Source organism: Pseudomonas sp. FG47, assembly GCF_057809115.1.
The window spans coordinates 1-10,319 of sequence record NZ_JBMDJI010000069.1; the positions used below are offsets into that span (position 1 = coordinate 1).

General features: G+C 63.9%; 7 protein-coding genes and 1 tRNA gene. 3 read left to right on the forward strand and 5 right to left on the reverse strand.

Annotation, left to right across the window (positions count from 1 at the left end):
* Positions 1 to 140 precede the first annotated feature (140 nt).
* Positions 141 to 554: a cupin domain-containing protein gene (locus tag ACODS5_RS24335; RefSeq protein ID WP_134693309.1), complete on the forward strand. Its 414-nt coding sequence runs from the start codon at positions 141 to 143 to the stop codon at positions 552 to 554.
* 13 nt (positions 555 to 567) lie between these two features.
* Here ACODS5_RS24335 and ACODS5_RS24340 read toward each other — a convergent pair whose 3' ends face one another.
* From ACODS5_RS24340 to ACODS5_RS24350, 3 genes are all read right to left on the reverse strand, one after another.
* The gene (locus tag ACODS5_RS24340; protein ID WP_489109857.1) at positions 568 to 1,812 is read right to left on the reverse strand and encodes a nucleoside deaminase; all 1,245 of its coding nucleotides are present in this window, start codon (positions 1,810 to 1,812) and stop codon (positions 568 to 570) included.
* A 126-nt stretch (positions 1,813 to 1,938) separates the two neighbouring features.
* Positions 1,939 to 2,014 (reverse strand) — tRNA-Asn (locus tag ACODS5_RS24345).
* Between the two features lie 61 nt (positions 2,015 to 2,075).
* The gene (locus ACODS5_RS24350; RefSeq protein ID WP_134693307.1) at positions 2,076 to 3,272 is read right to left on the reverse strand and encodes an amino acid aminotransferase; all 1,197 of its coding nucleotides are present in this window, start codon (positions 3,270 to 3,272) and stop codon (positions 2,076 to 2,078) included.
* Between the two features lie 288 nt (positions 3,273 to 3,560).
* Between ACODS5_RS24350 and uvrB the strand changes: the two genes are divergently transcribed.
* Positions 3,561 to 5,576 (forward strand): excinuclease ABC subunit UvrB, encoded by a 2,016-nt coding sequence (gene uvrB, locus ACODS5_RS24355; RefSeq protein WP_134693306.1) that lies wholly within the window; start codon positions 3,561 to 3,563, stop codon positions 5,574 to 5,576.
* Positions 5,577 to 5,723: 147 nt separating this feature from the next.
* Here uvrB and ACODS5_RS24360 read toward each other — a convergent pair whose 3' ends face one another.
* Both ACODS5_RS24360 and ACODS5_RS24365 read right to left on the reverse strand, forming a co-directional pair.
* Positions 5,724 to 7,274, reverse strand: a complete 1,551-nt coding sequence (locus tag ACODS5_RS24360) for an MDR family MFS transporter (RefSeq protein ID WP_134693305.1) — start codon at positions 7,272 to 7,274, stop codon at positions 5,724 to 5,726.
* The gene (locus tag ACODS5_RS24365; protein ID WP_489109858.1) at positions 7,264 to 8,313 is read right to left on the reverse strand and encodes an HlyD family secretion protein; all 1,050 of its coding nucleotides are present in this window, start codon (positions 8,311 to 8,313) and stop codon (positions 7,264 to 7,266) included. Before ACODS5_RS24365 ends, ACODS5_RS24360 begins: the two co-directional genes overlap by 11 nt.
* A 144-nt stretch (positions 8,314 to 8,457) precedes the next feature.
* Between ACODS5_RS24365 and gltX the strand changes: the two genes are divergently transcribed.
* Complete coding sequence (gene gltX / locus ACODS5_RS24370; protein WP_134693303.1) at positions 8,458 to 9,939, forward strand: glutamate--tRNA ligase; 1,482 nt, start codon at positions 8,458 to 8,460, stop codon at positions 9,937 to 9,939.
* Positions 9,940 to 10,319 lie beyond the last annotated feature (380 nt).

The window sequence follows — 10,319 nt, forward strand, 5'->3', positions numbered from 1 at the left end:
TGATCGGCAACGGCAACGGCAACGGCAACGGCAACGGCAACGGCAACGGCAACGGCCTCCCGGTTTTTTCGCGAATTGGCCATTTGCCCCCGGCAACCCCGGGCTTAACCTGAAAGTAGTTGCCACTCAGGAGAAACCCGATGCGAATCATCCACCTGCCCATTGCCCTGCTGACCCTAGGCCTGCTTGCCCCGCTGTCGCCCGCCTGGGCCCATGGCGACAAGCCTGACCAGGTGAAGATCCTGCAGGAGCAAGCCCCCAGCAATGCCCCCGGCAAGAAAGCCGTGATGCTCACTGTCAGCTATGGCCCAGGCCAAGCCTCTCCGGCGCATCAGCACCCAGGCGCGGTCATGGCCTACGTACTGGAAGGGGCCGTCACCTCGAAACTCAACGACGAAGCAGAGAAAACCTACAAGGCCGGCGAGTTCTGGTACGAGGCGCCAGGTACCGTGCATAGCGTCTCGCGCAACGCCAGCAAGACTCAACCGGCCAAGCTGCTGGTCTGGAGCCTGGTGGACGAGGGGCGGCCAGTGACCGAGCCCCTGTCCCAATGATTGACAGCGGGGTTTACAGCGTGCCCTTCGCAGCCTGGATCAGGGCGTCATCCAGCACTTGGCTGGGCGCGACCTGTACGCTCTGGGTGTAGAAGGGCGGCAGCTTCTGCGCCAACTGCGCCACGGCCTGCGGCGTAACCCCCGGGTGCAGCAGCACGTATTGCAGGTTGGACGGGAACGACTGCGGCACCGGCCCCTCCATGGTCGAGCCATACGCACCGAAGGTCATCACCGCCTCGCTGGTGCGCGGGTCGGGAATGTACAGAAACACGAACGTACCGTATTTGGGATGGGTGAGGTACTGCTGCGCCTCGGCGCGCACCTGCGGGTCGTTGCTGTTCATCAGTTCCCAGCGCATCAGGGCATAGCGGCGCGTGGTTTCCATGAACGCCGTGCGAATGGGTGACTGCTTTTCCTGGCCGCCCAGGCATGCCAGCAAGTTGCCGAACGGATCCAGCAAGGCCACGGCGTTCATCGTGTCGGCATGGCGCGCGGTTTCCGTCAATGGCTTGGCCAGGCCCGCGCCCGGCATGCGCGGGTCGTCGAACTTGACCGTCAAGGCCCATGGGCTGAGTTCGGTCAGTGCCTTGCGCACCGGGCTATTGGCCGGTAGTGACGCCGGGTTCTTCAGTTGGTCAGGCGCCAGGCCGCTGTTGTTGCTCGCCTCGCGCACCGTATTGACGCTGGCGTCGAAGATCGAGCCGGTCAGGCTGAACACCCGTGCGTCGATGGCTTCCGTCGCGAAGACAGGGCCTGCCGAGCCTTGGTACTGCCGATTGATAGGTGTGCCCACTGCGTAGTAGCCCCAGGTTTTCTGGGCTGTCTGGCGTACTTCCGGCGGCAGGGTCGGGAAGTTGAACTGGCTGTTGTAGTTGACCCCGGCATAGGTGTCGATGGCGCTGACGGCCACATTGAAGCCAGCGGTCAGCAGTGAGCCCGCGCACATCGCGCATGGGTCCAGGGTGGTGACCACGGTTAGCTTGCTGGGCTCCGGCAGGTTCATGGCCTGACGGTTGTCGTAGTACCACTGCACCAACTGGCGCTCGCCGTGGGCTGTCGGGTCATGAGGCAGGAATGGGGGCTGCGCGGTGCTGTTGGAGTGGGGCATCAGCACATTGTTGTGCATGGCCTTCAACACCTTGCCGGTGGCATTCTCGATGATGCAGCCGCCTACCGCGAAAGTCTTTTGCTGCGCGGCGAGAATGGCTTGGTCGGCGACGGTTTCCACGGCCTGCTGGGCGTTGCGAACGGTGTCCATGTTGACTCCCTGTCGTTGCTGCGCGAGGTGCGCAGGCAGACGATAGTCCAGGGCAGTCGGAACACAAGCGCCAGGCCGGAAAAGAAAAAACCTCCAGTGCTTGCGCATCTGGAGGTTTTCAGTGTTTGGCTCCGCGACCTGGACTCGAACCAGGGACCCAATGATTAACAGTCATTTGCTCTACCGACTGAGCTATCGCGGAATCTGCGCGTATCTTACCCATGGCCCGAGGGAAGTCAAGCTTCCCTCGGACAATCAAGCAGTTACAGCACCTCGACGATGGCCTTGGTGACCACGTGGATGTTGCTCTGGTTCAGTGCGGCGACTGCGATGCGGCCGGTGTCCAGGGCGTAGATGCCGAACTCGTTCTTCAGGCGGGCGACCTGGTCAACGGTCAGGCCCGAGTAGGAGAACATGCCGACCTGGCGGCCGACGAAGCTGAAGTCGCGGTTGGCGCCGTACTCGGCCAGCAGCTGGACCATCTGCTTGCGCATGCCGTGGATGCGAGTGCGCATCTCGGCCAGCTCGGTTTCCCACATCTGGCGCAGCTCGGCGCTGTTGAGCACGGCGGCGACGATGCTGGCGCCGTGGGTCGGCGGGTTGGAGTAGGTGGTGCGGATAACCCGCTTGACCTGCGACAGCACGCGGGTGCTCTCGTCCTTCGAGGCGGTGACGATCGACAGCGCGCCGACACGCTCGCCGTACAGGGAGAACGACTTGGAGAACGAGCTGGAAACGAAGAATTCCAGGCCCGACTCGGCGAACAGGCGCACGGCGAAGGCGTCTTCGTCGATGCCATCGCCGAAGCCCTGGTAGGCCATGTCGAGGAACGGCACGTGGCCCTTGGCCTTGACCACTTCCAGCACGTTCTTCCAGTCGTCCAGGGTCAGGTCGACGCCGGTCGGGTTGTGGCAGCAGGCGTGCAGGACGATGATCGAGCCGGCTGGCAGCTTGTTCAGGTCTTCGAGCATGCCAGCGCGGTTGACGCCATTGCTGGCCGCGTCGTAGTAGCGGTAGGTCTGCACCGGGAAGCCAGCGCTCTCGAACAGGGCGCGGTGGTTTTCCCAGCTCGGATCGCTGATGGCGACCACGGCGCCCGGCTGCAGGCGCTTGAGGAAGTCGGCGCCGATCTTCAGCGCGCCGGTGCCGCCAACGGCTTGCACGGTGACCACGCGGCCTGCGGCCAGCAGTGGTGATTCGGCGCCGAAGATCAGCTTTTGCACGGCCTGGTCGTACTGGGCGATGCCGTCGATCGGCAGGTAGCCGCGGGAGGCGTGCTGGGCGGCACGGGCGGTCTCGGCTTCGATCACCGCGCGCAGCAGCGGGATACGGCCTTCCTCATTGCAGTAAACGCCCACGCCCAGGTTCACCTTGTCGGTGCGGGTATCGGCGTTGAATGCTTCGTTGAGGCCCAGGATGGGATCGCGGGGTGCCAGCTCGACAGCGGAAAACAGGCTCATTGTTACCTTGGCTCTGATAGGAGAGTGATAGGGGCGCCACGCTCCAGCCGAAGGCACTGAAGCGGTGCACAAACGGGGAGTCAGTATAGTGATACCGACCGGTCACCGCGACAGTCTGCCGCTGCTTTTCCAGCGGTTTGCGCAAATATTTTTCGACCATTGGTCGAATTGCCCGGTCCATTGCAATGCGCGTTCACAGCTTGGCCTTGAAAGCCGCGCCCGGCGCGCGCATTTGGGTATAGACTACTGGCTAAATTTACAGTTGCCGCGACATCCACGAGGTCCGTCATGTCCGAGTTCCAGCTCGTCACCCGATTCCAGCCGGCCGGCGACCAGCCCGAGGCCATCCGCCTGATGGTCGAGGGCATCGACGCGGGCCTTTCGCACCAGACCCTGCTCGGGGTGACCGGTTCGGGCAAGACCTTCAGCATCGCCAACGTGATCCAGCAGGTGCAGCGCCCGACCATGGTGCTGGCGCCGAACAAGACCCTGGCGGCCCAGTTGTACGGCGAGTTCAAGGCGTTCTTCCCGAACAACGCGGTGGAGTACTTCGTTTCGTACTACGACTACTACCAGCCCGAAGCCTATGTGCCGTCGTCGGACACCTTCATCGAGAAGGATGCCTCGATCAATGACCATATCGAGCAGATGCGCCTGTCAGCGACCAAGGCGCTGCTGGAGCGGCGCGACGCGATCATCGTCACCACCGTTTCGTGCATCTACGGCCTGGGCAGCCCCGAGACCTATCTGAAAATGGTCCTGCACGTCGACCGCGGCGACAAGCTCGACCAGCGCGCCCTGCTGCGACGCCTGGCAGACCTGCAGTACACCCGCAACGAGATGGACTTCGCCCGCGCCACGTTCCGGGTGCGGGGCGACGTGATCGACATTTTCCCGGCCGAATCCGATCTCGAGGCCATTCGTATCGAGCTGTTCGACGACGAGGTGGAGAACATCGCCGCCTTCGACCCGCTGACCGGCGAGGTGATCCGCAAGCTGCCGCGTTTCACCTTCTACCCCAAGAGCCACTACGTAACCCCGCGGGAGACCCTGCTCGACGCGGTGGAGGGTATCAAGGAAGAGCTCAAGGAGCGCCTGGAGTACCTGAACACGCACAACAAGCTGGTCGAGGCCCAGCGCCTGGAGCAACGCACCCGCTTCGACCTGGAGATGATCCTCGAGCTGGGCTACTGCAACGGCATCGAGAACTACTCGCGCTACCTTTCCGGGCGCCCGGCGGGCGCGCCGCCACCCACCCTGTATGACTACCTGCCGCCGGACGCGCTGCTGGTGATCGACGAGTCCCATGTCAGTGTTCCCCAGGTCGGCGCCATGTACAAGGGCGACCGCTCGCGCAAGGAAACCCTGGTGGAGTACGGCTTCCGCCTGCCGTCGGCGCTGGACAACCGGCCGATGCGCTTCGACGAGTGGGAGGCGGTGAGCCCGCAGACCATCTTCGTTTCCGCCACCCCGGGGCCCTACGAGGCCGAGCACGCCGGGCGCGTGGTCGAGCAGGTGGTGCGCCCGACCGGCCTGGTCGACCCGCAGGTCGAGGTGCGTCCGGCGCTGACCCAGGTCGACGACCTGCTGTCGGAGATCGGCAAGCGTGTCGCCCAGGGCGAGCGGGTGCTGGCTACCACCCTGACCAAGCGCATGGCCGAGGACCTCACCGACTACCTGGCCGACCACGATGTGCGGGTGCGCTACCTGCACTCGGACATCGATACCGTGGAGCGGGTCGAGATCATTCGCGACCTGCGCCTGGGCACCTTCGATGTGCTGGTGGGCATCAACCTGCTGCGCGAAGGCCTGGACATGCCCGAGGTGTCGTTGGTGGCGATCCTCGATGCCGACAAGGAAGGTTTCCTGCGTTCCGAGCGCTCGCTGATCCAGACCATTGGCCGCGCCGCGCGCAACCTCAACGGCAAGGCGATCCTCTACGCCGATAACATTACCGGCTCGATGCAACGCGCCATCGACGAGACCGAGCGTCGTCGCGAGAAGCAGTTGGCCTTCAACCAGGCCAACGGCATCGTGCCCAGGGGGGTGGTCAAGGACATCACCGACATCATGGAAGGCGCCACCGTGCCAGGCGCGCGCAGCAAGAAGCGCAAGGGCATGGCCAAGGCTGCGGAGGAGGCCGGGCGCTACGAGGCCGAGCTGCAGAGCCCGGCCGAGATCACCAAGCGCATCAAGCAACTGGAGGAGAAGATGTTCCAGTTCGCCCGCGACCTGGAGTTCGAGGCCGCGGCGCAGTTGCGCGACGAGATCGGCAAGCTGCGCGAGCGGTTGCTGGCTAGCTAAAGCCCTATGCAATCCTTGTAGGAGCGGACTTGTGTCGCGAAAGGGCTGCGGAGCAGCCCCAGGATCTCAGCGTCAAGGCAGAAATGGTCGGGGCCGCTTTGCGGCCCCGCGACACAAGGCCGCTCCTACAGGTCAGGTGCAACTCGATCAGTGCGCTTCGCCCGCCTTCAACCCCTGCGGCAACTTGCGCGTAAGCAACACCGCCAACATGCTCACCGCCAGCCCGATCCCGACAAAATGGAAGGCGTCGTTGTAGGCCATGATCAACGCCTGCTGGTGGGTGATTTCGCTCAGCTTGCCCAGCGCGGCGTTGTCGCTGCCCAGGCGCTCGGCCAGTTGCGCCAGGCGCTCGGCCACTTGCGGGTTGCTTGGTACCAGCGCCTCGCGCAGGTAGTCGAAATACACCTTGGTGCGGGCATCCAGCAGCGTCGCCAGCAGGGCGATGCCGATGGCGCCGCCCAGGTTGCGCAGGATGTTGAACAAGCTCGACGCCGACCCCGCATCCTGGGGTTGGATATACGCCGTGGCGATCAGCGAGATGGTGACCATGATCATCGGCTGGCCAATGGCGCGGATTACCTGGATCTGGTTGAACTGCGGCCCGGCGAAGTCGGGGTTGAGCACCCCGGAGCAGAAACTGGCCACGCCGAACAGGCAAAAGCCCAGGGCGCAGAGCACCTTCGGCGAGATCACCTTCATCAATTGCGGCACGAGCGGAATCAGGAACAGCTGCGGGATGCCCATCCACATGATCACCTCGCCGATCTGCAGGGCGTTGTAGCCCTGGATCTGCGCCAGGTACAGCGGCAGCAGGTAGATCGATCCGTACAACCCCACGCCCATGCCCAGGCTGGCGATGCTCGACAGGCCGAAGTTGCGGTTGCCGAGGATGCGCAGGTTGATCAGAGGGTGGGCGCGGGAGAACTGCAGGATCACGAACAGGATCAGGCTGAGCAGGGCGACCGTGCCAAGGCTGACGATCAGGCTCGATTCCAGCCAGTCCTTGCGATGGCCTTCCTCGAGAAACACTTGCAGGCAACCCAGGCCCAGGCCGAGGCTGACAATGCCGGCGTAATCGGTGCTTTTCAGCAGTTCCCAGTGCGCGGCCTTCTTTTCCAGGCCGTAGAGCAGGCCGGCGATCATCACCAGCCCCGGCGGGATGTTGATGTAGAAGATGTATTCCCAGCCCCAGTTCTCGGTCAGCCAGCCGCCTAGGGTCGGGCCGATCGAAGGGGCGAAGGTGGCGGTCATGGCGAACATGGCCATGCCCTTGGCGCGGTGGTGTTCGGGCAGCTTGATCAGGGTCAGGGTGAAGGCCAGTGGGATCAGCGCGCCACCGGTGAAGCCCTGCAACGCGCGGAACAGGATCATGCTTTCCAGGTTCCAGGCCATCGAGCACAGCAGCGATGACGCCAAAAAACCCAGCGATACCCACACCGCCAGGCGTCGTGCCGAGAGCAACTGCACCAGCCAGGCGGTGAGGGGGATCATGATGATCTCCGCCACCAGGTAGGACGTGGAGATCCATGAGCCTTCCTCCAGGGTCGCCGATAGCGCGCCCTGGATGTCCTTGAGCGACGAGTTGGTGATCTGGATGTCCAGCACCGCCATGAAGGCACCCAGCATCACGCTCATCACCGCGATCCAGTCGCGTCGGCTCGGCTCCTGCGTTGGGCGCAGCAGTTGGTCACCGGCCATCCGCGTTGCCGTCGAGCAGGTCGACCGTGGCCGTGACCGACATGCCCGGGCGGATGCGGCCATGCAGCGGATTGTCGGCGGCGAAGGTCAGCTTGACCGGGATGCGTTGCACCACCTTGGTGAAGTTGCCGGTGGCGTTGTCGGGCGGCAGCAGGCTGAACTGCGCGCCAGAGGCGGCGAACAGGCTGTCGACGCGGGCTTCGATGGGCGTGTCGGGGTAGCTGTCGAACAGCAGTTCGGCGCGTTGACCGGGGTGCATCCTGCCGATCTGGGTTTCCTTGAAGTTGGCCTGCACCCAGATGTCCTCGTCCGGGACGATCGACAGCAGGTAGGCGCCAGCCTGCACAACCTGGCCATTGCGCGCGCTGCGCTGGCCTATGGTGCCGCTGATCGGCGCATGGATCGCGCAGCGGGTGAGGTTGAGTTCGGCCTGGGCCAGGTCGGCGCGGGCATTGGCAATTTGCGCGTCGAGGCGCTTGAGCTCGGCACCCAGCGCATCGACCTGCTGGCGCTGGCCCTTGAGGTCGGCCTGGGCCTTGTCCACCTGCGAACGGGCGACGTGGCTTTCCGCCGCCAGGGTGGTGACCCTTTCCTCGGAGACGAAGCCCGGCTTGCGCAGGGCCTGGGCGCGGTTGAGGTCGAGCTGCGAGCGGTCGAGGGTGGCCTGGCTGGCCGCCACCTGGGCCTGGCCGGCGGCGATCAGGCTGCCCTGTTGGACCAGGCGGCTCTGCGCCTGTGCCAGCTCCGCCTCACGGGTGGCCAGGGCGGCGCGGGCGCGGGCCACGGCCAGTTCGAAGTCAGCCGTCTCCAGGCGCACCAGCAGGTCGCCTTGACGCACATGCTGGTTGTCCTCCACCGGAACCTGGTCGATGCGCGCGGCCAACTGGCTGGAGATGCGGGTGATCTCGCCCTGGACGTAGGCGTTGTCGGTGCTCTCGTAGAAGCGCCCCTTGAAGTACCAGTGGGCAAGGAAGGCGAGGGCGACCAGCAGCACCAGGGTGATGAAGATCAGCAGGCGGCGTTTGAGTTGGGCGGGCATGGGGGACCAGGATTGCAAAAGTGTAAGCAAATTTAACAGCGGTACCCGGCCGGCTCACAAGTGACGATAGCGCCATTGCTGGAGCCCGGTGCCTGCTCCCTGCTAACATTCGGCCTTTGTTTGAATCTTCGTTCGAGACTCACCATGACCACCGTTCGCACGCGTATCGCGCCATCGCCCACCGGCGACCCCCATGTCGGCACCGCCTACATCGCCCTGTTCAACTACTGCTTTGCCAAGCAGCACGGCGGTGAGTTCATCCTGCGGATCGAAGACACCGACCAGTTGCGCTCGACCCGCGAGTCGGAGCAGCAGATTTTCGACGCCCTGCGCTGGCTGGGCATCGAATGGAACGAAGGGCCGGATGTCGGCGGTCCGCATGGCCCCTACCGGCAGAGCGAACGTGGCGAGATCTACGCCCAGTACGCCAAGCAACTGGTCGATGCCGGTCACGCCTTCTATTGCTTCTGCACCGCCGAAGAGCTGGAGCAGATGCGCGCCGAGCAGATGGCCCGCGGCGAAACCCCGCGCTACGATGGCCGCGCCCTGTTGCTGAGCGCCGAGGAAGTGCAGCGTCGCCTGGCCGCCGGCGAGCCGCACGTAATCCGCATGAAAGTGCCGAGCGAAGGCATCTGCGTGGTGCCGGACATGCTCCGTGGCGACGTCGAGATCCCGTGGGACCGCATGGACATGCAGGTGTTGATGAAGAACGACGGCCTGCCGACGTACTTCCTGGCCAACGTGGTCGACGACCACCTGATGGGCATCACCCACGTCCTGCGTGGCGAGGAATGGCTGCCGTCGGCGCCGAAGCTGATCAAGCTGTACGAGTACTTCGGTTGGGAGCAGCCCAAGCTGTGTTACATGCCGCTGCTGCGCAATCCGGACAAGTCCAAGCTGTCCAAGCGCAAGAACCCGACCTCGGTGACCTTCTACGAGCGCATGGGCTTCATGCCCGAGGCGATGCTCAACTACCTGGGTCGCATGGGCTGGTCGATGCCCGACGAGCGCGAGAAGTTCTCCCTGGCCGAGATGGTCGAGCACTTCGACCTGTCGCGCATCTCCCTGGGCGGCCCGATCTTCGACATCGAGAAGCTGTCGTGGCTCAACGGCCAGTGGCTGCGTGAGCTGCCGGTGCAGGAGTTCGCCGCGCGGGTACAGAAGTGGGCGTTCAACAGCGACTACATGATGCAGATCGCCCCGCACGTGCAGGGCCGGGTCGAAACCTTCAGTCAGATCGCCCCGCTGGGCGGCTTCTTCTTCGAAGGCGCGCTCAAGCTCGACGCCAAGCTGTTCGAAAGCAAGAAGTTGTCCGCCGACCAAGTCCGCCAGGTGCTGCAGTTGATCCTGTGGAAGCTGGAAAGCTTGCGCCAGTGGGAAAAAGACCGTATCACCGGCTGCATCCAGGCCGTGGTCGAGGCGCTGGAACTCAAGCTGCGTGACGCCATGCCGCTGATGTTCGCCGCCATTACTGGCCAGGCCAGCTCGGTGTCGGTACTCGACGCCATGGAAATCCTCGGCCCCGACCTGACCCGCTACCGTCTGCGCCAGGCCCTGGACCTGCTGGGCGGCGTGTCGAAGAAAGAAAACAAGGAATGGGAAAAGCTGCTGGCGAACATCGCCTGATCCAGCTTTCGCTGAACCTGTAGGAGCGGCCTTGTGTCGCGAAAGGGCCGCATGGCGGCCCCGGCGATTCATGTACTGATGTTGAAATCGAGGGACCGCCATGCGGTCCTTTCGCGACACAAGGCCGCTCCTACACGGGCCGTGGCTGCGAAGTACACTGGGGCAGGGCGGTAAGTGATTGTTATCTGTGAAAAAAATTTTGAATAATTTCAAAAATTCGTTTGACAGCCTCGTAATCCGATCTTAATATGCGCCCCGTCCACAGCGATGAACGCAAACGAAACGCCAGGCACCCAGCCAGCGCTTCGGTTCAGAGCGACATTGTGGGGCTATAGCTCAGCTGGGAGAGCGCCTGCATGGCATGCAGGAGGTCAGCGGTT

Coding starts and splice junctions, on each gene's coding strand:
- ACODS5_RS24335 (WP_134693309.1), top strand. CDS start 141: ATGCGAATCATCCACCTGCCCATTGCCCTGCTGACCCTAGGCCTGCTT.
- ACODS5_RS24340 (WP_489109857.1), bottom strand. CDS start 1,812: ATGGACACCGTTCGCAACGCCCAGCAGGCCGTGGAAACCGTCGCCGAC.
- ACODS5_RS24350 (WP_134693307.1), bottom strand. CDS start 3,272: ATGAGCCTGTTTTCCGCTGTCGAGCTGGCACCCCGCGATCCCATCCTG.
- uvrB (WP_134693306.1), top strand. CDS start 3,561: ATGTCCGAGTTCCAGCTCGTCACCCGATTCCAGCCGGCCGGCGACCAG.
- ACODS5_RS24360 (WP_134693305.1), bottom strand. CDS start 7,274: ATGGCCGGTGACCAACTGCTGCGCCCAACGCAGGAGCCGAGCCGACGC.
- ACODS5_RS24365 (WP_489109858.1), bottom strand. CDS start 8,313: ATGCCCGCCCAACTCAAACGCCGCCTGCTGATCTTCATCACCCTGGTG.
- gltX (WP_134693303.1), top strand. CDS start 8,458: ATGACCACCGTTCGCACGCGTATCGCGCCATCGCCCACCGGCGACCCC.